24 protein-coding genes are annotated in these 25068 nt (G+C 38.6%); 6 read left to right on the top strand and 18 right to left on the bottom strand.

Annotated features, from left to right (window positions below; all coding sequences use genetic code 11):
* Positions 1-7: 7 nt before the first annotated feature.
* The 14 genes from FAY30_RS13940 to FAY30_RS14005 form a co-directional block, all read right to left on the bottom strand.
* Positions 8-907: an acetamidase/formamidase family protein gene (locus FAY30_RS13940; RefSeq protein WP_149870448.1), complete on the bottom strand. Its 900-nt coding sequence runs from the start codon at positions 905-907 to the stop codon at positions 8-10.
* A 49-nt stretch (positions 908-956) separates the two neighbouring features.
* Positions 957-1889, bottom strand: a complete 933-nt coding sequence (locus FAY30_RS13945; RefSeq protein WP_190284648.1) for a metallophosphoesterase family protein — start codon at positions 1887-1889, stop codon at positions 957-959.
* A 37-nt stretch (positions 1890-1926) separates the two neighbouring features.
* Complete coding sequence (locus FAY30_RS13950) at positions 1927-3528, bottom strand: APC family permease (RefSeq protein ID WP_149870450.1); 1602 nt, start codon at positions 3526-3528, stop codon at positions 1927-1929.
* 134 nt (positions 3529-3662) lie between these two features.
* Complete coding sequence (locus tag FAY30_RS13955) at positions 3663-3947, bottom strand: BMC domain-containing protein (RefSeq protein ID WP_149870451.1); 285 nt, start codon at positions 3945-3947, stop codon at positions 3663-3665.
* A gap of 55 nt (positions 3948-4002) precedes the next feature.
* Entirely contained in the window at positions 4003-4329 is a 327-nt protein-coding gene (locus FAY30_RS13960; protein ID WP_149870452.1) for a hypothetical protein, read from the bottom strand.
* Between the two features lie 41 nt (positions 4330-4370).
* Positions 4371-5384 carry a phosphotransferase enzyme family protein gene (locus FAY30_RS13965; RefSeq protein ID WP_149870453.1) on the bottom strand — a complete coding sequence of 338 codons (1014 nt, stop codon included), beginning with the start codon at positions 5382-5384 and terminating at the stop codon, positions 4371-4373.
* A 22-nt stretch (positions 5385-5406) separates the two neighbouring features.
* The gene (locus FAY30_RS13970) at positions 5407-6669 is read right to left on the bottom strand and encodes a class-III pyridoxal-phosphate-dependent aminotransferase (protein ID WP_149870454.1); all 1263 of its coding nucleotides are present in this window, start codon (positions 6667-6669) and stop codon (positions 5407-5409) included.
* Between the two features lie 67 nt (positions 6670-6736).
* A complete protein-coding gene (locus tag FAY30_RS13975) occupies positions 6737-7516 on the bottom strand; it encodes a DeoR/GlpR family DNA-binding transcription regulator (protein WP_149870455.1) in 780 nt (259 codons plus the stop codon).
* A 48-nt stretch (positions 7517-7564) separates the two neighbouring features.
* Entirely contained in the window at positions 7565-8323 is a 759-nt protein-coding gene (gene fabG, locus FAY30_RS13980) for a 3-oxoacyl-ACP reductase FabG (RefSeq protein WP_149870456.1), read from the bottom strand.
* Positions 8324-8550: 227 nt separating this feature from the next.
* Positions 8551-9807, bottom strand: a complete 1257-nt coding sequence (locus tag FAY30_RS13985) for an aminopeptidase P family protein (RefSeq protein ID WP_149870457.1) — start codon at positions 9805-9807, stop codon at positions 8551-8553.
* A 125-nt stretch (positions 9808-9932) separates the two neighbouring features.
* The gene (locus FAY30_RS13990) at positions 9933-11024 is read right to left on the bottom strand and encodes a DUF1648 domain-containing protein (RefSeq protein ID WP_149870458.1); all 1092 of its coding nucleotides are present in this window, start codon (positions 11022-11024) and stop codon (positions 9933-9935) included.
* 46 nt (positions 11025-11070) lie between these two features.
* Complete coding sequence (locus FAY30_RS13995) at positions 11071-11460, bottom strand: GntR family transcriptional regulator (protein WP_149870459.1); 390 nt, start codon at positions 11458-11460, stop codon at positions 11071-11073.
* A gap of 156 nt (positions 11461-11616) precedes the next feature.
* Positions 11617-11940 (bottom strand): BC1872 family protein, encoded by a 324-nt coding sequence (locus FAY30_RS14000; protein ID WP_149870460.1) that lies wholly within the window; start codon positions 11938-11940, stop codon positions 11617-11619.
* A 184-nt stretch (positions 11941-12124) separates the two neighbouring features.
* The gene (locus FAY30_RS14005; protein ID WP_149870461.1) at positions 12125-13348 is read right to left on the bottom strand and encodes an MFS transporter; all 1224 of its coding nucleotides are present in this window, start codon (positions 13346-13348) and stop codon (positions 12125-12127) included.
* Between the two features lie 491 nt (positions 13349-13839).
* Between FAY30_RS14005 and FAY30_RS14010 the strand changes: the two genes are divergently transcribed.
* The 5 genes from FAY30_RS14010 (at position 13840) to FAY30_RS14030 (ending at position 18273) form a co-directional block, all read left to right on the top strand.
* Complete coding sequence (locus FAY30_RS14010) at positions 13840-14712, top strand: molybdopterin-dependent oxidoreductase (RefSeq protein WP_263315361.1); 873 nt, start codon at positions 13840-13842, stop codon at positions 14710-14712.
* Between the two features lie 89 nt (positions 14713-14801).
* Positions 14802-16157 carry a D-serine ammonia-lyase gene (locus FAY30_RS14015; protein WP_149870463.1) on the top strand — a complete coding sequence of 452 codons (1356 nt, stop codon included), beginning with the start codon at positions 14802-14804 and terminating at the stop codon, positions 16155-16157.
* Between the two features lie 106 nt (positions 16158-16263).
* On the top strand, positions 16264-16467 hold the full coding sequence (locus tag FAY30_RS14020; protein ID WP_149870464.1) for a hypothetical protein: 204 nt from the start codon (positions 16264-16266) through the stop codon (positions 16465-16467).
* Positions 16468-16596: 129 nt separating this feature from the next.
* Positions 16597-17307: a DUF421 domain-containing protein gene (locus FAY30_RS14025; protein ID WP_149870465.1), complete on the top strand. Its 711-nt coding sequence runs from the start codon at positions 16597-16599 to the stop codon at positions 17305-17307.
* Between the two features lie 339 nt (positions 17308-17646).
* Complete coding sequence (locus FAY30_RS14030) at positions 17647-18273, top strand: cell wall hydrolase (protein WP_317845662.1); 627 nt, start codon at positions 17647-17649, stop codon at positions 18271-18273.
* A 242-nt stretch (positions 18274-18515) separates the two neighbouring features.
* Here FAY30_RS14030 and FAY30_RS14035 read toward each other — a convergent pair whose 3' ends face one another.
* Both FAY30_RS14035 and hisC read right to left on the bottom strand, forming a co-directional pair.
* On the bottom strand, positions 18516-19493 hold the full coding sequence (locus FAY30_RS14035) for a C-terminal binding protein (RefSeq protein ID WP_149870466.1): 978 nt from the start codon (positions 19491-19493) through the stop codon (positions 18516-18518).
* Between the two features lie 14 nt (positions 19494-19507).
* Positions 19508-20620, bottom strand: a complete 1113-nt coding sequence (gene hisC / locus FAY30_RS14040; RefSeq protein ID WP_149870467.1) for a histidinol-phosphate transaminase — start codon at positions 20618-20620, stop codon at positions 19508-19510.
* Positions 20621-21067: 447 nt separating this feature from the next.
* Here hisC and FAY30_RS14045 point away from each other — a divergent pair, with 447 nt between their 5' ends.
* Positions 21068-22387 carry a Na+/H+ antiporter family protein gene (locus FAY30_RS14045; RefSeq protein WP_149870468.1) on the top strand — a complete coding sequence of 440 codons (1320 nt, stop codon included), beginning with the start codon at positions 21068-21070 and terminating at the stop codon, positions 22385-22387.
* A 77-nt stretch (positions 22388-22464) separates the two neighbouring features.
* Here FAY30_RS14045 and FAY30_RS14050 read toward each other — a convergent pair whose 3' ends face one another.
* Both FAY30_RS14050 and FAY30_RS14055 read right to left on the bottom strand, forming a co-directional pair.
* Positions 22465-24105, bottom strand: a complete 1641-nt coding sequence (locus FAY30_RS14050) for a helix-turn-helix domain-containing protein (protein ID WP_149870469.1) — start codon at positions 24103-24105, stop codon at positions 22465-22467.
* 177 nt (positions 24106-24282) lie between these two features.
* Positions 24283-24945 carry a hypothetical protein gene (locus tag FAY30_RS14055; protein ID WP_149870470.1) on the bottom strand — a complete coding sequence of 221 codons (663 nt, stop codon included), beginning with the start codon at positions 24943-24945 and terminating at the stop codon, positions 24283-24285.
* Positions 24946-25068: the final 123 nt, after the last annotated feature.

Raw genomic sequence — 25068 nt, forward strand, 5'->3', positions numbered from 1 at the left:
CATACTTCTATTTTATTCTCAATTTATATTGATCCAATATCCATTGCGGCAGCTCCATTCGAGCTGTCATAAGCGGATCAACAACCTGACATATCCTTAAGTCACCCACTAAGGATAATAGCATTCCTGCTTCATCAATCGGCAGTCCAAGGTGTTCAACAATAAACGTGTGCATATTAATGGTTGCTTGTTTAGCCGCTTCATCCAATGTCTTAGCAGATGCGATGGTGATTAGTTTCTCTTCACTAACAAGCATTGGTAATGGATAAGTTTCGCCTCTTACCACATCAACTTTTATCGTTACTTCTCCTGGAATTTCCAAACCACAGATAACAATTTCTCCGTCCGCCATCACCGCATGTAAATCTCCCATTGACAGGAGCGCACCGGAAACATTGACTGGCAGATATAATGTTGAGCCTTTGACGATTTTCTTACAGTCCATATTCCCGCCGTGTTCTCCCGGAGTGCCAGTTGGAATTTCTGTGACTGCCGGTGCCGTCCCAATGACCCCAATCATCGGTTTAATGGGAATGTGAATGATCTCATTAAAAATGGCTTTCCCCTCTTCGATTGGGATTACTTTTGTCGTTTCCCCAGTCACAATATCACCAAGAACACCAAGCTTCGGGGCCGTCGTCATAACCCCTTTGCTTTCAATATTAATTTCTAAGATCTCCACTTTTAATATATCCCCCGGCTCCGCCCCTTCAATATATAATGGGCCAGTAGCAGGATTAATTTGATCCCAGCCTACTGAGCTAAACGGCTGATCTTCCTCCTGTATTTGATTACTGAAACAATCATATGTTTCAAAAACGACCATACTCCCAGGTTTTACTTTTTTAACCGCTGGATTGTTGCGTGACATTTTCAGCACACATTGGTCTTTGTGAATAATTTCCATTACCTCAACTCCGTTTTTAATAATGAAGTAGTTTCATATAAAGCATTGCTTACCCGGCTGTTAGTGAATATGACACTTTTCCATCCTTATTCACGTCCACTAAAGCGCCTCTAAGGAGGCCTTGATCATAATCTGTTCCCGCATTAATACATATTGTCCTTCCTATAGTGGTCACTCCCCGGCTTTCATGAACATGCCCGTGTAAGGAGAGAAGGGGTTGATATTTTTCAATGGCTTCACGAACAGCTTTACTGCCAATTGGCGCTGTTGCTAAGGAATCCCCGTCGAGAACAGGCTTTAACTCATCATCATACAAAGTCCCTTGATCCAAATCGGTGTCGTAGGGAGGAATGTGAATGTTGAAGATACATTTATTCATATCCTGAACCTGATTGGCAGCGTTTTCAATTTTCTCCGCTAGTTCTTCCTCACTAAATTCACGCGGATACTTAAATACACTTGGCTTCCCGCCGCCCACTGAGAGGATTTCAAATCCGTCTACCTCAATCACTCTTCCATCCCCATTTTGCACAAACTTTCCGTCATTGAGTATCTCATCAAGATAAAAGTCATCCACGCTGCCCGGAATCATGATACAAGGAATTCCTGCTGCTTTAAACCTTTCATCAGCCAAATCGACCCAATCCTTAACCACTTCTATTTGCTTTTCTTTAATAATTCGCTCCGCGTCGCTCTCTTTTAGTTGATTTAGCTCTTCTTCTGTCACTAAGAATGGATAGAATCCCGCATCCCTTAAATTTCTTTCCAAGTCTGGCAGTTCATTTGCTCTCTTTACTTTCACCGTGGAGCCATAATATCGGCATGTATAAATGCCGGACTTTTCAACAATCGGGACGACCATTTTCCCTGTAAAATCCCCGCCATAAATAACTAAATCCGCTTGATAAAACTTACCGGCATTGGTGAATTTTCGAAACGCGGTTTCTCCTCCGTGCAGATCGCCTGCATAAAAAATTTTCAAAGTCCCCACCTCATCCTATTAATTTTTGAAAAATTGATTAGTCTGATGGAATCTCCTGGAATTGAATATCAATATCTATTCCTTTTTTAGCATGGTGACGTTTCATCACAAAATAGATGATGATCGGGATCAACATTAAACACAGGGAGACCACAATCATCGTAAATGGTAAATCCCCTCTTAAGAATGGGATTAGGAGATAGTAACAAATCGAGACGCTAATCGCTAAGGTTAGCCAGCCTAAAATCGTGACTAAATGGATACCTAAAAATTTTGTCTTTACGATAGGTGGTGAGGAATTAAACAAAATTTTCTTTCTTGTTGAAAAAACAATACCGGCAATCCCAAGGAATATCCAAGCTAGGAACCATGTAAAAATGGTGTAAGCAATATTTGCTGTCCAAGCAGGGACGAAAATATCCAGCATTAAGAAAAACCAGGCACCAATAATAACGGTTCTTAGCGCATACGTAGGTGAATTTGTCTTTTTATTTAGTTCCATAAATTTACTAGGGATCAGACGGTCAAATGACCAGGCAACCATATTACGTGATGGCCCAAAGCCTAAACCAGCAGCTGATCCAAAGGTAGCAACAGCAAAACAGATGGCAATTAAGAACACAAACACAGGATTCTTTGTCATGATCCCAATCATTATGGTAATAAATGGATCATAACCTTTAAATGGATAGGCTTCATGGCCAGAATTATATAAATAATACAGGCTATTGGACCAGATATCCCCGAAGTTAATATAGGACATCGCATAAAAGATCGCCCATACTACCATTAAAATCGCCAATGATCCAAATAATGCCATTAACTGAGATTTTTGAACGTTTCGCACTTCTCCAGCCAGATTCGCTCCAAAGGTTGATCCAAGTGTATTTAGGATGATGTAGGTTGAACCTGCCATAACCGTTGCACCGAAGAGGAACTCCGTTGTATATCCATCAGCTTTAGCGATTGGAATGACATCTCCATAGGCTAAACCTGTCAGCTGTGTAAAATTGGCTGCAAACGTTCCTTGCCCAGTGATTAAGTTTGCAATGATAAAGACAACAGCTCCAACAAGAGTAGCACCCAAAGTTAGGTACGCCAATCTTACCATCCACTTTGTTCCTTTATAATAGATAAAGTAGATAAACAACAGCAAGCCCGTGCCAATAATCGCATGCATATAATTTCTATTGAAAAACTCTGCTAAATTCAGCCATGCTCCATCATTTCCATTAATTAATGCGATTGAATAGAAGAATTCGACTACAGACCATTTAATGATCCAGTTTAAAAGAATTCCAGTCCATGAGATAGAGGTAAAAGTAATCATAAAGCTTGCCATCAGACCAAGCGAGGGATGGAGAATCCGGCTAATATAGATATATTCCCCGCCAGACCTAGGCATCGAGACTGATAATAACCAGTAAAGACCTGCAATAATGAACATCTGTGCCACAGCCAAAATGGCCCAGACCATATGGGCACCTGGATACAGAAACGGCGCCCACATGATATAAACGAGCGCAAACATCAGCCCTGGATTTGCAGCAGAGTAAATCATCGTGTCAATGGGACTAATTTGCCGAGCGATTCCACCGGTAGATTTCTGTTCAAACAAAGCGAGACCAGCTTTAGACATTTTTTCTCCCTTCTCTCCTTAAAAGTTAGCAATCGAGTTGACAATCACAATGACTGTTTACGGCACCACTTTCATTCACCATCAGGGATTAGAACAATCATTCACCCCCTTATATGTTAAAAATATTAAGATTGTTATCCTTCAAATTTTGGCAAAATCATTTGCAGTTCATTATGTGGACGAGGGATGACATGGATAGATAGAATCTCTCCCACACGCTGAGCCGCTTCACTTCCTGCCTCCGTCGCTGCTTTAACTGCGCCCACGTCCCCCGTTACAAGGACGGTCACAATCCCACCGCCAACATGAATCTTACCTATTAGATTGACATTTGCCGCCTTTACCATCGCATCCGCTGCTTCAAGGGATGCCACTAATCCTCTTGTCTCGATCATGCCAAGTGCGCCATTAATAGCCATGCTTCATTCCTCCTACTTTTCTTAAAAATCCATTTGTCCCGTTCCTATTCCCCCCTCACTCGTGATACGAGGAAAATTTCACCCGACTATGTTCCCGTTCTTTTGGGCTCATGGAAACTGAGAGGTTTTTCCAAGTTTTCAATTCTTCCATCGTTAGCGGAACTATGTGCGAAGGGATTTCATCCACTTTTTTTGAAAATCCCACTGTGGAGGTAATATTGTTCCATTGTTTTATCTCCTCGTTCGTAAGGGGGGGATATTCTACCCTTTCATCCACTTCGAAAGATTGTTCACTCCAACCATTTTGAACAAAACCTTTCGATTCTTCCTCCAGCCGCGAAAGTACTAATCTCGTAATTTTTTCAACTAACTCCGCGTCCATTCCTACACCACCTTAAAAAGCACTATCGTTATGATCATTTCCTATATCTTCCCGTCCTGCAGGAATCTCTTTGCCAATTCATCAGTAGACTCTGTAAATCCGCTTCCTAATTCCCTCGTAGTCTCATTATCACGACTCCCTACCCAAGCAATCAGCTGAAGTCTTCTCATCAGAATAAAGGTAGGGATTTCAGCCTCTTCTTCTTCTGAAAGGGGGCGAATCCCACGATAACCTTTCAACCATGAGGCAATTAGGGAAGGTACATATGGTAAATGCTCGATAAAGCTTAAAGAGGTAGCCAGGTCATAGAGATACCAGCCAAATCCACAATCATCAAAGTCAATCACCTTAATTTGTTCGCACTCAACCAATAAATTAGCAAGCCGTAAATCGGAATGAATCAAGCCATATCGATCAGGTCCTTTTCCAAATTGGTTCAGTCTTTGTCTAATTTTTTCTGAAACATCCGTAAACAATTCTGTTCGCTCCGCTGTCATCCCGAGGCCATCTTGCCATCTGCCCCACTTTGGATTGGAGCCTAGAATGGTATCGTAATCCCAGGTGAGCCTGCGGATTTTCCGAAGATTTTCCCGGTGATCGATACTATGTCCATGCAATTGCGCGGTAATTTCGCCAAGCTTCCTAAATTGACTGATAAGTTCACTCTCGTTTTCTTCATTGGGGGCCTGACCGTCTAAAAATGTGAAAAGGGTGCAGTAATAAAGATCATTTTGATAGTCAACTACTTGTATATATTCATTATTTCCTCCTAAAATAGGCAGGGAAACCTGAATAGATGAATGTTCATCAATTGACATCAACCATTCAAGCTCACTCTCTACTTCCTTTTTTGTATGATATCCTGGGCGCCCAACACGTAATATATATTTATTACCTGCAGCTGAATCATGAACGAGATACGTAGCATTTTCTGAATAATTTAATAGTTGAATCGTAGATTGCGATAAAAATGGGTAACAGGGAAGGGCGGAATTCGCAATTTCATTAAATTTATTTAATGATTCATGTAATGGATCAACTGAGGAGCTGCTCATTTTCATTTCTCCCTTCTAATGGTCAGCTATAACTATAAGCCATTTTTGCTGCCTGTTTTATACTAAGTTCGCATTTTGAAAGTAACTCATCACAATAGTCTTGATCGCAAAGTAAACCAGGTTTAAATTGAAGAACTCGATTATCAAGCATGGAATAAATGGCCCAAACTCCATTTTTAAACAGCTGCTGCATGACAAAGATGGCGCCTTGTGGATGGCTGAACTCCAGCCCCATCACAACACCTAATTGGCGAATCCCCGTAAAAAAGTCTGGATTTTGGTTCTTAATCGTCTCAAGTCCTGTCCGTAAATAACGGGCTACAAAATCTACGTTTTGCTGTACTTCCCTCCGTCTGGAGATTTCCAACACCTTCATCGCCACAATACAGCCTAATTCCGAACCGCCGAATGTGGAGATGTGGGCAAACCCATCTTCATTCATCCAATTGCCAGCCTTTTTACTCACAACGGTAGCTGCAATCGGATAGATTCCACCACTGAAGCCTTTGGAGGTAACTAAAATATCTGGTTCGATTCCATAATGTTCAACGCCCCAAAGTTTTCCGGTCCGCATTAAACCCGTTTGCACCTCATCAGCGATATATAATGATCCAAACCGTTCACACAATCGTTTAACAGAAGATAGATATCCTTTTTCCGGAAGCGGGAATCCATAGGTTGCCGGAATGGTTTCGATAATGACACAGGCAACATCTTCATTTATTAGCGCTCTCTCCATCGCATGTAAATCATTAAATGGTACATGAATAAATTCTGCCGGATCCCCTTCACTTAAGAAAGGGCGTGAATATCGTTCATTCCCTAATGAGACAGCGAGTCCGGTATGACCATGATACCCATTGATGATGGAGACGATTTTTTTTCTTTTCGTAGCATATCTTGCACATTTTAAGGCGACATCGATGGCTTCACTTCCACCTGCAGATAAGATCGAATAGTGTAGTCCGTCAGGTGTGCATTGTGACAGTTGTTCTGCAAGCTGGGCACGTGTCATCGCCGGAAAATGGTGATTTCCGATATCGAATTCATTTAAGGCTTCCTTTAATGCAGCAATAATTTCAGGATTACGATGTCCCAGATTATAGGTCCCACCATTTAAATGGACATCCATTAATTTTTTTCCATTCATATCGTAAAAGTAATACCCTTCTCGTTTCCCCATAACCAAGTCAATACCATCTTTTTGCCATTGACTGGTTTTCCCAGGATTCCACCATTGAATCGATTGATCAATGACTGTTTTTTTACTTGCAAATTCAACCATACACTTCTATCCTCATTTCTCTTAAAATATTATGCCATGATTGTTTAAATCACAATTGTTATTTCGGCTAATTCATTTCATCTGCAACAATTAATTCAATTCCTCTTTCACTTACAAGTTTCCTCCATTCAATCGAGGAGCTAGAATCGGTGATTATCTTAGATGCATCTGTCAAGGCGCACATATTGGCGAAGGTAGTTTTCCCGAACTTCGTATGATCCGCCAATATGATTACTTCTTCCGCACGTTCCATCATTTTTCGTGAGATGCTTGAGCCGCTGATATCGTAATCAGTAATTCCATTAACGGTAGAAATTCCCCCCGCACAAATAAAGGCTTTATTTGCCTGGAGCAGCTCTAGCATTCTCTCAGAAAGAGGACCACTTGTATATTTTTGGTTTCTTTCAATTTCACCACCAATAAAAATAACACGGCCTTTAAATACATCCATCGCACCGAGCATGATCGGCACAGAATGAGTAATCAAGGTAATATCTTTTTTGTCCACTAAGTATGGAATCATGTCTAATGGCGTAGTCCCATTTCCAATCATAATGATGTCGCCATCCTCAATAAGACTGGCAGCCGCCCTGCAAATAGCATGTTTTTCAATATTATTAATCATTGTTTTTTCATCAAAAGGTAATTCCCAGCTATGGATTTTTGTTTTGACTGCCCCTCCATAAACCTTTTTCAGAAATCCTTCCTTTTCAAGCCGGTCTAGGTCGCGGCGAATGGTTTCATCTGAAACTTGGAGTATATGAGCCAACATCCTTACTTGCACTTTCTCTTCTTTTTCTAAAGATTCCATAATAGTTGTTTTGCGTTCTTCAAAGGATAAAGACATATATGTTATCACCTGCTTTGTAAAAAATGGGAATCTTTTTTTGGCATATTAATTTTCAGGCAAAATTTGTCCACCATCAACAATAATGGTCTGACCTGTGATAAAGCCGGCTTCCTTTGAGGCCAAGAAAAGTGCTGCATAGCCAATATCCTCCACAGTGCCTAACTTTTTCATCGGAATAGCAGATGCCATTTCCTGCAAATAATCCTCCCCTAATCCTTCTAACCCTTCTGTCAGCACATTTCCCGGCAGCACAGCATTTACCGTAATCTGATTACCTGCCAACTCCAATGATGCTGTCCGCATAAAACCTAATTGAGCCGCTTTACTTGCAGCATAATGAGACCAGCCAGGGTAACCTGTGACAGGTCCTGTAATCGAAGAGGTAATCACTATCCGTCCAAATTCAGCGAGCTTTAAGTAAGGGATACACGCCTGTACCGCATGAAAAGTGCCTTTCGCATTCGTGTTCATGACTGTATCCCACTGTTCATTTGTCATATCCTCCAGGTTTGCCGAAGGGAAGATTCCTGCATTGGCACATAAAACGTCAATGCTTCCAAACTTTTCATAGACTTCTTTTGCTACCGCTTTCATTGATTCACGATCTTGAACATCCGCTGAAAATGCAGCTACTTTTCCTTTTTCACTTTTCAATTCAGCAGCACAGTCCTCGGCAGCAGCTAGATTCCGTGCTACCAATGCTACATTTGCACCATGATTCGCAAATACACGGGCAATTCCTTTTCCTATCCCTTTACTGCCTCCTGTCACGATAACGGTCTTACTATTTAATGAACTAAACATTGTAACAGCTCCTCACCAATTTAATTGGGCTTATTTAAAAAACAACAGAATACAAACACAATTTTGATTGAAGTTGTGGGATGTGGTGTGAAATCTTGTGAATTTCAATTGATAGTTATGTGTATGTTTATTTAGTACTGAATATTCAGTGTGATTTTCTGTAAACAAAAAGAAAACTGCCAGGAAGATTTCCTCCTGACAGTTTCTATCTTTACACTTTGAATATGCTATTTTCTTCCATTATCATTCATGAATGCTTCAATTTCTTCAACAGAACGAATAATATCCTTTGAAAGTATTTCATGACCTTCTTTTGTTACTAAAACATCATCTTCAATCCGGATTCCGATTCCTTCTTCTTCGATATATAGGCCAGGCTCAACCGTTAGCACCATACCAGGCTGTAGGATTAAGTCCTTATAATTGCCCACGTCGTGCGTATCAAGGCCGAGGAAATGACTGACACTGTGATAATAATAATTAGAAATTTCACTTTCTTCCTTGATCAATCCAACCCTGATACACTCTTCGGCCAGGATTTTCTTTGTTTGCTCATTCAATTTTGCAAATGGGAGACCCGGTTTGATAAGGGCTGTCGTTTCTTTTAATGCTTTTAACACAATATTGTAAAACGCTTTTTGTTTATCAGTAAATCTACCACTTACAGGAAAGGTGTAGCTTATATCTGCATTATAATAGTTATATTGTGCACCTAAATCAAGCAGGACAAGGCTACCCTCTTCAATGTCTGCATTATTTTTCTCATAATGAAGGATTGTAGCATTTTTGCCACTTGCAACAATTGTTGGAAACGCATAATCTTTTACACCTTCTGATTTAAGGCTGAAATCAAAATAGGCTTCAAGCTGATATTCTTTCGCTGCTGTTTTCGCATGACTCAAGATATTTTTAATGCCTTTATATGTAATGTCAATAGCCTTTTTCATCTCTTCGACTTCTTCTGGAGCTTTATAAACTCGCAGCTCACAAATATCTGGATATACATTCTTTATTTTTAAGAATGGATAATTTGCCTGTATCCTGCTGGCGAATTGTTGGCCTTTCGTCGTGTTTTGGTCTAACTCTCTTCGCTCAAGATCCAAATAGATTGTAGACAGCGTGGTTGTAAGTAGAATTCGAGACAAAATAGATTCAAATTGATCGATTAATTGAATATTTCCTATTCCTGAGACCTCGGCTGCTTCCTTTTCTGAAATTGTTTTTCCGACCCATTTTTCCATTACCGGGTCTGACTTTTCGATAAAAAGATATTCTTCCACTTTATTATTGGTTTTTAAGGCTAATAGAATTATATTTGGTTCATCCATACCAGTTAAGTAATAAAAGTTACGGTTTGGGACAAACATGTAGGCCTCATCCGCAGATTTTTGCGGTGCTTTTCCGGCAAACATTACCAGCAGTGACCGGTCATCGAGTTTCTCATATAAACGATTGCGATTATTCGTATAAAACTCCTTATTCATTTTCTTACCTCATTTCGTTTTATTTTTGTTCCTCAATTAACTATAACCCTAATTTACTCTATTTTTCCATAAAAAAAAGCCGGCTATCATGACCGACTTTTTCCTGTTTCCATAGGTGAAGTAATTTACCAATTTGTGATAAGTATGATTAAAATGAGAGGCACGATCACAATTAGATACCCGATGGGATTGCCAAAATTCAACGTCCAGCCAACGCCAAACCGTTTCTCCACAAAGATGGACGGATCGTTCCGATTGAAATAAAACAGACCGCCCTTCCAATATGAATCCTCATCATAATCGGTGATTTTTCCAGCAGCAGTTTCTTTTAAATTTTTATCAGAACGTCCTACTTTCACAGCGAAAACAATGTTTCCGACTAATATCAACAGTAAGAATAATATTGGTATGGCAATCAGCGCATTATTGGAAAATAAGCCTGGATGGATAGTCGATAGTTGTAGGGAACTAAACAACAAGGTGATTAACAGGCTCGCCAGAAACATATACCAGCTTGAATATTTTCGTAACGATAATTGTCGAACTTTTGAAGCTTGAATGCTTGTTGCGCTTAATTTAATACCAGAATTTTTGGTCGTAAAATTGATTCCAAGAAACATGAACTGCATAAGCATTAAAGTCAATGGCTGCGAAATAACCGAAAATGGAGTTTTATCTGTAAAGGCATCTGCTTTCCCATTAGGCCCCCAATGTGTGGGGATTTGTTCAGGCAAGATATCATATTTGAGAAAAGTATAACTAATTAACCCGATGGTGATGATGATCGGCAATATATAAATATACCATGGAAGCATCTCATCTTGGGATCGGATCGATAAATCCGTTACTTGTACTTGTTGTAAATCCTCTGTAAACTTCCGTGCTGTCTTTAACTGAACAGTCTTTCCGTGAAAGTAAAAATAGAGGGACATGCTGATTAAAATAATGACAAATTGTATAGCACTTCCAGCTAACACAATTTGTTCTTCTGCTGGTCCTGTTGTTAAAGCCCAAATTGTATAAAATCCGAGGGTGATAATTGACATGAAGAAAACAATAAGGCTATACCTTTTTTTATAGGCCGCGATTTTTTCATCTTTAATATATGACTCAGGAATCGTTACCCCAAATACGATTGTTCGTTTCACTAAAAACGGAATGGCTGTTTGTATAGCGGATAGTGAAATAGAAATGATCAGAAAAATGATGAATGACATTGACCGCCCCTCCTTGTTCGTGCGTTTACATTTAAACAAATTTAAGTTAATCGGATCCTTTTATGTCCTGAATAATCGATGTTACGAGCTTCTGAATCTGCTCTTTGGTCATGCCTAAAACAAGTGCTTCGGCAATTAAGGGCCTGAAATCTGTGGAAATCCTTTGATAAGAAATGGAACTGTGATTCAATAATTTTTCAGGTGTAGAAATAACAGCTCCCGACTTTGGCATAATCCGAATAATTCCCTTTTTTTCTAATTCATGATAGCTCTTATTTACTGTATGCATATTCACACCTAGGTCGGCCGCAAAAGCCCTCACGGATGGAAGAGTATCTCCGGATTGGCTATCGCCTCTCGCTATCCCTTCAATAATTTGGTTGGTTAGTTGTGTGTAAATTGGGATATCAGAGTTAGCTTCAATTCGGATAATCACTTTTTAGACCTCCAATCTGTTCTATATTTATTATAACAAAATTGTTCTATACAATCTAGAACAGATTTGATTTTATTATGTGTTAAGGATAGAAAAAAGCTGTCGAGTAATTTCTCGACAGCTTCTAGTTCCGTGAATATAGTTTTAAAGGGGTTATTAGCATAATTTCTGCCATATTCTTGCGTTATCGGGAATGGAACCGAGTTCGACGATTGTGTAAGCGGCATTCGTAATTGCTTGTGCCAGTGTCTCCCCCGTTGCACAAATCTCATTAAAGCAAACTTTGGTAAGGTCTTTTATACTGTAAGTAAACCCCAACTCTTCTAATCGCTCCACAATTTTCATTGCATGGTCAATGTTTTGCTCTGGCTGGAAATCAGACTCATGAATAAACATCCCCTTTTCAAAGTCATACCATCGGTCCCATCTATTTAACTTCCATCCTAGTATTCTCCGGGCAATTGAGTCGGTCTTCATCATTTTCTTTTCCCCTTTTCGTTAATTTTATTGTTCCTTATATGTTATATAACAGTTTGATTAATTAATTGTAATTATATAACACATTACATTCGATTTCCAGTATTTATTAGAAAATTTTAAAAATAAAAAAGCCAGGTACTCTCCCATTTTCTGGAGAGTGCCTGGCTTTTTATTGTTATGTTCATCATATAGCTTCAGTAAGCACAGGAATACTTTCTTGCCTCTGGTCGACCTTGCTTTTCCGCAAACTAATCATAGCGATAAAGGATACGCAATAAAGGATGGCAAGATAGCCCATTGCAAGGGTGACTGTAGCGTGCTCTAAAATGAATCCTACTAAAATAGGAGATAATCCACCTAATGCTCGTCCGAAGTTAAAAATCGTATTAGTGGCAGTGCTTCTTATTTCAACAGGGTAATATTTACTGATTAATGCCCCATACCCCGCAAACATTCCGTTTGAGAAAAATCCGACAATGGCACCGCCAATTAAAACCCCTGTACTTCCGGTTGCAAAGGAATATAAGAATACTGCAATCGCTGATGCGAAAAGGAATATTCCATACGCCTTCTTCATTCCAAGACGATCCATTACTTGCCCAAAAGTCAGCATACCGGCAATCATTCCCACAGCGGTACTAATTGTCCAAAGCGCAGAACTTGAAACTGACAATCCTTGTGTTTTTTGTAGCATGGACGGAAGCCAAATCATCAAGCCGTTATAACCGGCAATTTGGACCGTGGCCATAATTGCTAAAGCCACTGTTGTTAAGGCGATTCGTTTTGTTGCAAACAATTGCTTCAAGTTTCCTTGTTTTGGTACAAGTTTTTTTACTTTTTTCGAGGCGAGCCATTCTGGTGACTCATCTAAATTTTTACGAACGATAAAGGCAAAGATAACTGGGATGACCCCGACGAAAAATAATCCTCTCCATCCCCACGTTGGAAGAATGATTGCACTAAGGAGGGCTGCCAAGATGACACCGAATTGAGCGCCGACACTTACATATGAAGATGCACGTCCTTGTTTGCTCTTTGGCCACGCTTCTGCGACAAGCGCCATTCCAATTCCATATTCGCCTCCAGCACCTAAACCAGCAATAAATCTAAATAAGTAAACTTGTTCAATATTTGTCGCCAATCCGGTTAGTGCTGTCCCGATGGCAAACAAAACAATCGTGTAAGTAAAAACCTTCACTCTGCCAAACTTATCTGCTAGAATACCGAAAATCATTCCCCCAACTAGCATACCTATATTGGTAATGGAAGAAATAAGTCCACCCGTTGCTAAGTCAATATGAAATTCCGCAATAATCATGGACATGGCGAAGGAAATGAACATAATGTCCATACCCTCTAAAGTTAATCCTGCAACTGATGCTACAACCGTTTTCTTCTGATAATTCAATGTTGTCGTCTCCTTCCAAGCCTCTCTGGACTATGATTAAAAGATACTTAGGCAAAATAAAATACCCTTCCATCCAAAGGACAAAAGGGTATCATATATAAAGGAAATATATACGATGTTTACATTTTGCCCTTTTTGGCCTCTCTGGACCAGATTAAAGGAAAATTATTTTCAACTAATACTACCACGATAGAATAAATGTGACAATAAAAAAATTTAAAACTGTCCAATCGCTAGTCACTAGCACATAAAATCCGCATTGAATTAATACATTTTAGAAACAGAAAGGAGTGTATCCCTTGTATTATCACGGCCGGGTTTTTAAAGCAAAGCCTCACCTAATCACACGCAGTTTAACCCCGGAAAATCAGGAAACCCCCATTCATTTTCTGGAGGATCATGAAACACCAATTCCTTTATCTTTTCGAAGAAATCATTTTCCATATCCCGAACCTCCTATTCAGCCTTTCTATCTCACTATCACAGGTGCTGTGAAAAAACCGCTTGCTTTTCAATACAATCAAATAACTTCTATGCCTACAAAAACCATTATGGTCTTATTAGAATGTTCTGGAAACAAGAGGGCTCATTTTTCACCAAAAGTATTCGGTGAGCAATGGACAGGAGGGGCAATGAGTCAGGGGAGATGGACGGGTGTCCCCCTCTCCTTTCTCCTATCAATTACAGGATTAAATGCCGGAGCACGGGAAATTGTTTTTCAAGGGGAAGATTCCGGAATTAAGATAAAACAGCAGCAATATTTTGAAAGAAGTCTTCCGTTAGCAAAAGCAATCGATCCAAATGTAATTATAGCTTGGGAGCATAATCAAAAACCCCTTAGTCTTAAGCACGGTTTTCCATATCGTTTAATTGTTCCAGGCTGGTATGGCATGGCGTCAGTAAAATGGTTAAAAACCATTCGAGTCATTCACCATCATTTTTCTGGACCTTTCCAAACAGATGACTATGTCTATTATCCTTACAATGACCATAACAAAGATTCTTTCCCCGTGACGACTAACCAGATTAATTCTGTTGTTCAACAACCTCTTGACCGGCAAATACTTATACCTGGGGAGCATAAAATATCGGGTTTAGCTTGGACGGGAGAAGGTGTTATTACTGCTGTTGAAATCAGTGTAGACAATGGGGATACTTGGAAATCTGCAGTCATTCAAGACAAACCTCAGAAATACCAATGGGTGAAGTGGTCCCATTCGCATATTTTCGAAAAAAAACAAGTGTACACTATTAAAGTTCGTGCATTCGATTCAAATGGCCTCTCCCAACCCGATCAAGCATTCTGGAATCGTAAGGGATATGGGTTTAATGAAATTTCACAAATTAAAATACTAATAGAATGAATTCTTCCCCCAACAACATTTTCATTATAAAATAAGACTAGATTGTTTTTTTAAAATATAATTGCCTACTTTAAAGGAGTTTCAATTTAATGGAGAAAATTGCAAGCAAAGATCTACAATCTTGGAAAGAGCAGGTTCCATTACTAAGCAGACTTATTTCGTTAGAGGAAGTATTTTGGACCAATCCTAATATGGAAAAATTTACAACAGGAATCAAAAAAGCTCCACTTACACAAGAAGATGTACGGGATGCAGAGGAACGGTTAAACAGGTTTGCTCCTTATATCGCGAAGGTTTTCCCAGAAACAAAAAAGATGAATGGGATCATAGAATCTCCTTTAGTCAGAATCCCTGCAATGAAACAATCCTTGGAACTTAATTATCAACAACCTGTCTTGGGAGATCTACTATTGAAATGCGATAGTCACCTTCCTATATCGGGGTCGATAAAAGCTAGAGGCGGAATTTACGAAGTTCTCAAACATGCAGAAAACCTAGCTATACAACATGACTTGTTAACGGTCGATGATGACTATTCGATTTTAGATAGTGATCGTTTTCGAACATTCTTCTCGCACTACTCTATCGCAGTTGGCTCTACTGGAAATTTAGGACTGAGTATTGGCATTATGAGTGCAAAGCTAGGTTTTAATGTGACTGTTCATATGTCAGCTGATGCAAAGCAATGGAAAAAAGACTTGCTTCGCAGTAAAAATGTTCAGGTTATGGAATATGAAGCGGACTATAGTAAAGCAGTTGAGGAAGGTCGAACTCAAGCAGAGGCAGATCCCTCCTGTTATTTTGTGGACGATGAAAATTCTCACGACCTTTTTTTAGGGTATGCGGTGGCAGCCTCTCGATTGAAAAAACAATTAGAAGAGTTTGAGATCACAGTAGATGAAAATCATCCATTGTTTGTTTATCTGCCTTGTGGAGTAGGCGGTGGTCCTGGAGGAATTGCCTTTGGTTTGAAGTTATTATTTCAAGATCATGTACACTGTTTCTTTGCGGAACCCACCCACTCTCCCTGTATGTTACTTGGATTAATGACAGGACTTCATGATCAAATATCTGTACAAGAAGTTGGGATTGATAATATAACTGATGCTGATGGGCTTGCTGTCGGAAGACCATCAGGATTTGTAGGTAAAACAATCGAACCATTTTTGAGTGGAAATTATACGATTAGTGATGAACAGATGTATAAACTGCTAAAAGACCTAGTTGAGACGGAGAAACTTTATTTAGAACCTTCAGCATTAGCGGGCATGATCGGACCCATTAAATTGGCTAATGAGGGAACCGAATATTTACAACAGCATCAATTAATGGAAAAGATGAGTAAGAGTACACACATTATTTGGGGCACTGGCGGAAATATGGTTCCTAAAGAAATAATGGCGGAATATTATCAAAAAGGCTTGAATATTGAGTTGGAGAAATAGAAGTAAAGTGCTATTTGAACCCCCTCCGCTTTTTGCTTATTAAGTTCTAATTAATTTGTGAAAAATGGGAAACATACAATCATCTAGTATAAGGGGGGTTTTAACAATGCATAAAAAGGAAAAAGAAGCTGTAGAAGCAAATCAAAAAATGGATGATTACTTTAATGACTCAGATTATAGGAACATTATTGGGGATTCTGAGGCGGACACTGCAAATCTTAAAATTCAGGAACAGTTTTATGGTAATGACAATTTTGGAAATTCCCTTCCTTTTCACGTTGACATCAACAATCCACCAATAAAAAAATAAGGAAAAAGCCTTTTTTATACACAATTGTATAGAAAAGGCTGTTAATTTTCTTTCAACTATATAAATTTAAAGTACCTAGTACATATTAAATAAAAAAGATTACTGATTAAATAGTAAGGATGAATCGCAATGGATGAGATACTTTTTGCAATAATTCGCACAGTCGTCTCCATCTTACTCTTGATGGTTTCCTCCCTTTGGTTTGGGAAACAGATTAACGCTCATATTAATCTGTATAATTTTGCTTTGTCAATCACCATTGGTTCATTTATAGCCAATATGGGTTTTGATACTAATCTTAAATTTTTTCCTATGCTGCTGTCTTTTTTAACACTAATTTTCATCTATTTCGCCTTTTCCTTCATTTCTTCCAAAAATAGGATGATCCGTAAATGGTTATCTGGCCACCCAACAGTTATTATGGAAAAGGGAAAAATTCTTGATGGGAATATGAAAAAAATAAGGTATACGCTTGATGATTTAAATCAACAGCTTAGGGAATTAGGAATATTCGATATCATCGAAGTGGAGTTTGCAATTTTGGAGGTAAGTGGGAAGCTATCTGTATTAAAAAAAACAAAATATCAAAATATAACGAAGCAAGATATCAATCCAACCATTCGGAATAACGATATCTTGATTCCGAAAGAGCTCATTATGAATGGGACATTGATTACGAAGAATTTTAATGATCATTATTCTAATTCATGGCTTATTGACCAATTAACATTAAGGAAAATTGGTTTAAAGGACGTCCAATATGCTGTCATTTCTTCCACTGGTCATTTGTTTATCGATCTTTATGATGATCACTTAGATTCGCCAATTGATATTGAATAAATGGTGCAGCAAATGAAGAAAAAAGCCTATTATCACTTGGAAAGGCATTTTTCCATTTGGGAGACACAAATAACATCCTCTTTTGTTGACACTTGTATCATGACTGATCCCTGTACACTCCTTTGGTAGTTACCTCATCTGTTCGAATTTTCAGAACCCTGCATTTCACTTTATACAAAAATGAATGAATAATCAATCATTTATTAAACCCATTTATTTCTATTTAAATGACATCCTTGTCTTTTCTACGTAAAGAAACTGTAATACTAATCTATTTAATTATTTCATAGAAATAGAAACTAATCAGTGATTTACGAGAAATCAACTAGGAGGAATGAAATGATGAAAAAACTAATTGCCGCACTAACAGTAGCTGCCACACTCTTATTTGCCTCCCCTGCTTTTGCTTACACCGTTAAAAGTGGTGACACGATGACAGAGATTGCAAGAGAAAATAGTCTCACTTTGGAAGAGCTATCAAGGCTTAACCCGCAAATACAAAATCTTGATTTAATCTATGTTGGTCAAACTGTACATACAATTAAAGCAGCTGAGAATACAACTAAACAAGAGGAGCAATCAACAGAATCAGCAATGGTTGTGGGGTATTCAGAAAACGAAATTGACTTGCTTGCCAGGTTAGTAAGAGCCGAAGCCCAAAATGAGCCCTATCAAGGTAAAATTGCTGTAGCCTGTGTTGTACTTAATAGAGTTGATAGCCCATCTTTTCCGAACACAATTAAAGAGGTCATTTATCAACAGGGGCAATTTCAGCCAGTACAGAATGGACAAATAAATAAGCAAGCGGATGAAGAATCCATCAAGGCTGTACACGAAGCTTTGAATGAGAACCGGAATGTCGCTGCCGGGTCGCTATTTTTCTATAACCCCGCCATTGCTACGAGTCGTTGGCTCGATTCCAAAGCAACAACACTTGTCATTGGGCAGCATGTATTTAAACAATGATTTTTTGAAAAAGAATTTGCCCTTTCCATTCAAGAATGAGACCAATTTTAATGGAGACAAGCCCAATGAATTTTCTTGAAAAATTTATAAGCCATCCAAAGGCGGATGGCTTATAAATAAATTTTTTTACTCCATACCCTCCGATTCCACTATAAATCTATTTATATTCATCTGGAATATGATACTTTCTACAAGTAGAATATCCTCTAAAAAACAAACGCAAAATTATGGTTGCAATTGATCTATTTCACCGGATTCAAGGTTTTCGCTAAAGGTTTTCCAGCAATTCCGTCGATAATATTTTGACAGGTTTTGTTTTTAAGTTCCCGAAGAGCATCCACGGAGATATAGCCGGAATGAGGGGTGACAAACACCTCATCCATATTAAGCAATGGATCTTTGGGATTTGGCGGTTCATTTAAGAGTACATCAAGACTTGCACCGGCAATGTGGCCTTCAAAAATCGCTTGATACAGGTCCTCTTCATGGATCAGCCCGCCTCGGCTAGTGTTCACAATAAATGAGCCTTTTTGCATCATTTTAAGTTGTTCGTACCTAATGATATTTCGATTCTCTGGTTTAAGAGGAACATGCAGACTCAAAATGTTTGATTGCTTCAGTAATTCTGAGAATGACACTGCTTCCACGGCATAGTTAGTGAATACTTCTTGTGGTGCTGTAGGTGCATAGGTTATCAGGCGAACGCCGAAAGGTTTCAATTTTTTTGCAACCATGCGAGCAATTTTTCCAAAGCCAAGCAATCCTACCGTATTTGAACTGAAGCGCTTAATTGGAAGGGTATCCATTGGCTCCCATTTCCCTTCTTTTACTTGTCTGTGATACGCTGGGAATCGTCGGGTAATCGTGAGCATATGGGCAATTGTATGATCAGAAACCTCTTCCGTACAAAATTCCGGCACATGGGTTACCTTAATCCCCTTTTTTGTAGCCTCTTCAAGATCAATGGTGTTATATCCAACAGACGATGCGGTAATAACACGACACGAATCTAGCTTTTTTATTAAATCAGCTTGACAGGGAAAACCTACTTGGACGATAACACCGTCCGCATATGGAGCATATTGCGGCAGATCCGCTTCCATTGTCTCCGAGCGGGTAACCTTTACTTCAAAACCATTTTGCTCAAAAATGACCTTTTCCACACTATGATCTATCCATTCATCATCAAGAATCCAAACTAAATGTTTTCCATTTTTCATTGCATCCACCCTCGTTAAATATGGTGTGAAGCTTGAATCTTCAATTCCTGCAGTACCGTGATGAGCTTTTCATTTTGCTTGGCTGAACCGATACTAATCCGTGCAAAAGTTGGAAATCCCCAAGCGGCACATGGACGAATCATAAAACCCTGTGATAATAATTGTTTTGCTAGTTTAGCAGTATCTTGCTTCATGTCAATAAAAAGGAAATTCGTATGCGTTTTTTCTACACTATACCCAAGAGATAGGAATACATTCACTAATTTTTCCATTTCTTTTCTATTTTCCAGCAGGACCCTTTCTTTATATACCTCATCATCAAGGGCGGCTACCGCACCGGCAAGGGCTACTCTATTACAAGCAAATGGCTCGCGAACTATTTGTAGTGGCCTAATCAGTGCTTCTTGCGCCATCGCATAGCCAACTCTCATTCCAGCAAGCCCATACAATTTGGAAAACGTACGAATCGTAATCACTGGGTACCCTTCCTTGATATACTCTACCCCAGTTGGATAGTCCTTGCTGCTGATAAATTCCCCATATGCTTCATCTAGGACAGCAATAACATGTTTTGGCAATCTTCTGAAAAATAATTGAAGCTCTTCCCCATCTACTATTGTGCCCGTCGGATTATTAGGATTGCAAATGATTACAAGTTTGGTCTGCTCATTTATGGCATCAAGAATGGCTTCAAGATCAAACTTGTGATCCTTTGTCGTAGGAATCTCTACAGGATTTCCCCCAACAAGGAGTGTGTTTTTTTGATATTCGGAAAATGTAGGCGTACAATACACGACTTCCTCACCGGGATTCACGTATGAGGCAATCACTAGGTTAATAATATTGTCTGCTCCATTAGCAATGACATAGTTTTCAGGGTCGATTCCATGCAGCCTTCCAAGTTTATTGCGAAGCTCCAAACCGGTAAGGTCCGGATAAAAATGCCCCTCTAGAACTGCCTTTTGCATTGCTTCAATTGCTTTTGGCGAAGGTCCTAACGGATTTTCATTCGTAGCAAGTCGAAACACTTCATGTAATTTTGATAATTCGTTAGCCTCCTCAGCTGCTTTACCAGGTATATATGGTTCCAAATTTCGAATGGTATGACGCCATAAATGTTCTGACATGGTAAATCCTCCTTTGAAAAATGGTTCATCAATGTTTAAACCGGTTCCTGATAGTTAAATTTATTTCACATACATAGAGTCATATTCTTAAACTCATACATATTTTACACAATATTCAGAATAAAACTAAGCTGTTTCACTATTTAAGTCAAAAAAGTTCACAATAAAACAATAATTTAGTTGATGAAGAAAACACTTCAACGAATATAGTTAACCTTTCTGCCTACCCTTAAACCAAGCTAAAAAACTATAGTATTTCATAAAAAAGAGTACTATCTGAATGAGAATTGATAAGGTAATATTAAAAAGATTCATAATATTGTAACAAATGTGAGGAGGAGGATTAAAAATGAACCTATTTTTTTAAAATAAGTATTGTTCAATTATGCTTTTGATCCGTGGCGCGGCGTATTTCTACTATTGATAACGTGAAAAAGGAGGAAACGAATCATGTATGCTGTGATTATTTCTGTATTGCTTCTAATCGTATTAAGCATGTTGCGGGTGAACGTGCTAATAAGTATTTTACTAGCTGCACTTAGCGCAGGCTTAATAGGAGGACTCTCCACAATTGAAACGATGAATATGCTCATTTCAGGAATGGGCGGGCAAGCTGAAACGGCATTAAGTGTTATTTTACTAGGGATTTTTGCCGTCATGATTAAATATTCTGGGATTACGGGGATATTAGTAAAAAAATTATTGAAATTCATGAAAGGGAAACGGGGAGTTATTCTGTTAGTGATTGCTGGAATATCCAGTTTTTCACAAAACTTAGTCCCTGTACACATTGCCTTTATCCCAATTCTAATCCCTCCTTTACTCCAGCTGTTCGACCGGATGAAAATAGACCGGCGAGGAGTAGCTACTGCCTTGACTTTTGGTTTGAAAGCTCCTTACATCATGATTCCTGCAGGATATGGACTCATGTTTCACCAAATTATTGCTAGTGAGATGAAAAAATATGGAATGAATATTTCGGTCAGCCAACTTCCCCTAGCCCTCCTTATTCCAGGCATTGGAATGATCGTTGGGTTGTTAATCGCCGTCTTCATTACGTATCGAAAAGAAAAAGTAATAAGTTCTTCAAAGGAATTGGAGAATTCTCTTGCCTCGATAGAAATATCAGCAGCCTCAGAAGTTATGCCATTTAACAAGCAGCATGTCATTACATTATTTGCGATTGTTTTATCTTTAGGGATACAACTTTATACCCACTCCCTTGCAATAGGCGCTCTCGTAGGAATCTTGGCAATGTTTTTAGGCGGGGTTACCCCGTTTTTTAAGGGGGATGAAATCGTCGATGATGGAATGAAAATGATGGGTACCATTGCCTTTGTATTGTTGATAGCTGCCGGTTATTCAACTATTTTGAAGGAAACTGGTGAGATCAGTGATTTGGTAGCGCATACATCTAATATAATTGGAGGCAGTAAATTATTTACATCATTCATTATTCTTTCCGTTGGCCTGCTAATAACCATGGGAATTGGTACTTCTTTTGGGACAATCCCCATTTTAGCGGCTGTCTATGTTCCATTATGCCTATCCGTCGGTTTTTCTCCACTGGCAACAGCAGCACTGATTGGAACTGCAAGTGCATTAGGCGATGCAGGTTCACCTGCATCAGATAGTACAATCGGACCAACAATCGGATTAAATGCCGATGGAAGGCATAATCATATTTGGGATACATGTGTTCCTACCTTTATGCACTTTAACATCCCCCTATTTATATTTGGGATGATTGCTGCTTTCATACTCTAATCATTGTTTAGTTAACCACATAAAAAGGACACCCTCTTCATGTTGAAGGTGTCCCTTTTGGCCTCTGCTTTTACTCCTTACTTATTCACTTTTCGATCAAAGGGCAACAATTTCTGATTCTCAGTTGGACTTCCCGATGGTACCAAAATGGAGTTGCGATAATCACTTGGAGTTTTTCCAACCATTGTTTTAAATACACGGCTGAAATAATGAGAGTTACTGTAGCCTACTTCAAAAGCGATTTGGTAAACTGTATAATTCAAGTCTTCTAGCAAATCTTTCGCTTTTTCTATTCGTAAATAGGTAATATATTCAACAAAATTATTTCCTGTAGCACTTTTAAAAATTCGACTGAAGTATGTAGGACTTAGATGAACATGACTAGAGACTTTTTCTAATGTTATCTGCTCCAAATAATGCTTCTCAATATAATCCATTGCCTTTTGGATTGACTTAAGTGTATGATGATTACTATTATTGAAAATTAGGTCAACAAAGCGATGGATCATATCTCTTAGCCACTGCTCCAATTGAGCCAAATTTTCGATCAGTCTTAATTTTGATGTATATTCCAAAAGTATCATGTGAATTTCTTTCTGATTTGCCCCTCCATTAATGGCAGATCGAGCAAGCTTGGTTGATATTTCTGATACTTGTAATTTCAACACTTCGGGGTCGACATTCTGTAAAGAAAACAATTGTTCAAATAATTTTTTCATATTTTCCTTCACAGCTGCAACGTCAGCAACCATCAATTTATTTGCCAATGCCGTAACATCCTGATTCGGTAATAAGACAAATTCATTGGTGAACTGCTCTACGTCATCATTATGAATAACAATATCCTTCCCCCAAAAGAACTTATATTTTAGTGCATGTTGAGCTTCTTGGTAAGAGAAATGCAAATTCCTTACATCTTCATAAAAATTTCCAATTCCTATCGTGACGGAATACCCTGTATTTTCTTTAATAAACTCTTTCACATTTTCAGCTAACATCTTAGCAAAATATTTATATGCTGGTTTTTCATTTCGAAGAGGGAGTGAGAGTAGAATGGCAAACTTATCCTCTGCCGTTCCCATGGCTAAGCACTCCTCTTGACTTATATTAAAATATTGACGAGTAACCGTGATAATTTCATTACGAACAAAGTCTTGAAACTGCTTACTTTTCCCTACATTTTTCGAAAAGAATTCATCAATTTGTAATGCCATTGCCGTGTTTGGCACTGAAGACAACCCAATTAACTGACTTTGCTCCCAAATTTCTCTCGAGTTTTTGATATTCCCATATAATAAATTATAAATAAGGCTGACTCGCAATGATGACATAATATTATGGGGATCTTCATTCCTTTGTTGTAGCATCTGATCGGATTGCTTAGCTTCCATTTTGAGCTCTTGCAGTAGACGATACACTACTTCCTTGTCTAATGGTTTACTTAAACAATCAAAAACACCATTTTTAAAAAGCAATCTCATTTCTTGATCAGTGTACTCTGTCTTAATTACAATTAAAGGAAATGAAAACTTCCTTTTAATTAATTGTGTGAAAACGACGTCTTGAGCAAGTATAGTCATGCTATCTAGATCGAGGATGACTGATACCTTGTCAAGATTAAACCCTAACTCCTCTTTCAACAAGGACATTTTATTACTCATTTCTATCGTAAAACCAAATTCATACTCATCATTTATTTGATGAAAGAGATCAGTCATAAATTTGTCATCTGTAGTTATGAGTAATAGATTGTTCAAAAAAATCACATACTTTCATTCGGGTTCTGATACATTTGCTATTAAAATCTTAAAATTGAGCCATGCATCACTTTGTAAAATACTAGAGATACATGACTCAATTCTTTTATAAGAGTTTATAAGTATTTGAACAAATGCCTAGGCTGTTTCATTTGGAACTGGGTAAATCGTATCATAATAATGCATCATTTCTTCGCGAAGACGGCGAGCGCCCCAGATTGCGTTTTCACGATGTGAATCTGAAACCACATACTTTTCTACAATCATCTCCCCAAGTCTGGCATGGAATTCTTCATCTTTTTTAATTGTTTCGTAACATCTTGCCAAGTCTGGCAGACCAATTCTGCGGCAGTTCTCGATGACGATGTCATGTGTAGTTGTTGTTGATGTTTCAGAACAGTTCCAAACTGCAACAGCACAGGCACGGTCCTTCTCAAGTGCCTCCCAATGTAGGTTCTCCCACCCCAAATGTTCTTTTGGTGGTTCAGTTGGCGCCGAGTAACCATGCTTTTCAAGTACCCTGCAAATAATCTCGTAATGGTGAGCTTCTTCCCACATATGCTTGCACAATGCCGTAACCGTCGTTCTGTCCAGCTCCTTCCAATAATCATTAATTTGTTTTCCAAGGAAGAAGACATAGGCGATTTCCAACCAGACTCTTTGTTCAATGGCAATAAAAACTTCTTCTTGGGTCAGATCCTCTCGAGTCCAAAAGTTATACGCTTTCTTTTCTGCGTATTCTTTTAGCTCCTCCTTGATTCCTCTAAACTCTGTCAAAAATTCCTCTTGTGTTAATGTCATATAAAATCCTCCATTCATTCGATTTAATATTCTGATTATTCATAATTATATATTTTAAATTAGTTTTCAGTAAGTACTCTTTTTTATGATATATTACACTTTTTTAACTTGATTATTTTATTT

It is taken from the genome of Bacillus sp. S3, from assembly GCF_005154805.1.
Classification (GTDB): Bacteria; Bacillota; Bacilli; order Bacillales; family Cytobacillaceae; genus Neobacillus.

What these genes read in the sequence shown, in the direction of transcription:
- hisC (WP_149870467.1), bottom strand. Translation starts at nt 20,620, where the DNA reads ATGTCAGAACATTTATGGCGTCATACCATTCGAAATTTGGAACCATAT.
- FAY30_RS14020 (WP_149870464.1), top strand. Translation starts at nt 16,264, where the DNA reads ATGCATAAAAAGGAAAAAGAAGCTGTAGAAGCAAATCAAAAAATGGAT.
- FAY30_RS14035 (WP_149870466.1), bottom strand. Translation starts at nt 19,493, where the DNA reads ATGAAAAATGGAAAACATTTAGTTTGGATTCTTGATGATGAATGGATA.
- FAY30_RS14000 (WP_149870460.1), bottom strand. Translation starts at nt 11,940, where the DNA reads ATGATGAAGACCGACTCAATTGCCCGGAGAATACTAGGATGGAAGTTA.
- FAY30_RS13970 (WP_149870454.1), bottom strand. Translation starts at nt 6,669, where the DNA reads ATGGTTGAATTTGCAAGTAAAAAAACAGTCATTGATCAATCGATTCAA.
- FAY30_RS14030 (WP_317845662.1), top strand. Translation starts at nt 17,647, where the DNA reads ATGATGAAAAAACTAATTGCCGCACTAACAGTAGCTGCCACACTCTTA.
- FAY30_RS13990 (WP_149870458.1), bottom strand. Translation starts at nt 11,024, where the DNA reads ATGTCATTCATCATTTTTCTGATCATTTCTATTTCACTATCCGCTATA.
- FAY30_RS13955 (WP_149870451.1), bottom strand. Translation starts at nt 3,947, where the DNA reads ATGGCTATTAATGGCGCACTTGGCATGATCGAGACAAGAGGATTAGTG.
- FAY30_RS14055 (WP_149870470.1), bottom strand. Translation starts at nt 24,945, where the DNA reads ATGACATTAACACAAGAGGAATTTTTGACAGAGTTTAGAGGAATCAAG.
- FAY30_RS13960 (WP_149870452.1), bottom strand. Translation starts at nt 4,329, where the DNA reads ATGGACGCGGAGTTAGTTGAAAAAATTACGAGATTAGTACTTTCGCGG.
- FAY30_RS13965 (WP_149870453.1), bottom strand. Translation starts at nt 5,384, where the DNA reads ATGAGCAGCTCCTCAGTTGATCCATTACATGAATCATTAAATAAATTT.
- FAY30_RS14015 (WP_149870463.1), top strand. Translation starts at nt 14,802, where the DNA reads ATGGAGAAAATTGCAAGCAAAGATCTACAATCTTGGAAAGAGCAGGTT.
- FAY30_RS14050 (WP_149870469.1), bottom strand. Translation starts at nt 24,105, where the DNA reads ATGACTGATCTCTTTCATCAAATAAATGATGAGTATGAATTTGGTTTT.
- FAY30_RS13940 (WP_149870448.1), bottom strand. Translation starts at nt 907, where the DNA reads ATGGAAATTATTCACAAAGACCAATGTGTGCTGAAAATGTCACGCAAC.
- FAY30_RS13985 (WP_149870457.1), bottom strand. Translation starts at nt 9,807, where the DNA reads ATGAATAAGGAGTTTTATACGAATAATCGCAATCGTTTATATGAGAAA.
- FAY30_RS14025 (WP_149870465.1), top strand. Translation starts at nt 16,597, where the DNA reads ATGGATGAGATACTTTTTGCAATAATTCGCACAGTCGTCTCCATCTTA.
- FAY30_RS13975 (WP_149870455.1), bottom strand. Translation starts at nt 7,516, where the DNA reads ATGTCTTTATCCTTTGAAGAACGCAAAACAACTATTATGGAATCTTTA.
- FAY30_RS13950 (WP_149870450.1), bottom strand. Translation starts at nt 3,528, where the DNA reads ATGTCTAAAGCTGGTCTCGCTTTGTTTGAACAGAAATCTACCGGTGGA.
- fabG (WP_149870456.1), bottom strand. Translation starts at nt 8,323, where the DNA reads ATGTTTAGTTCATTAAATAGTAAGACCGTTATCGTGACAGGAGGCAGT.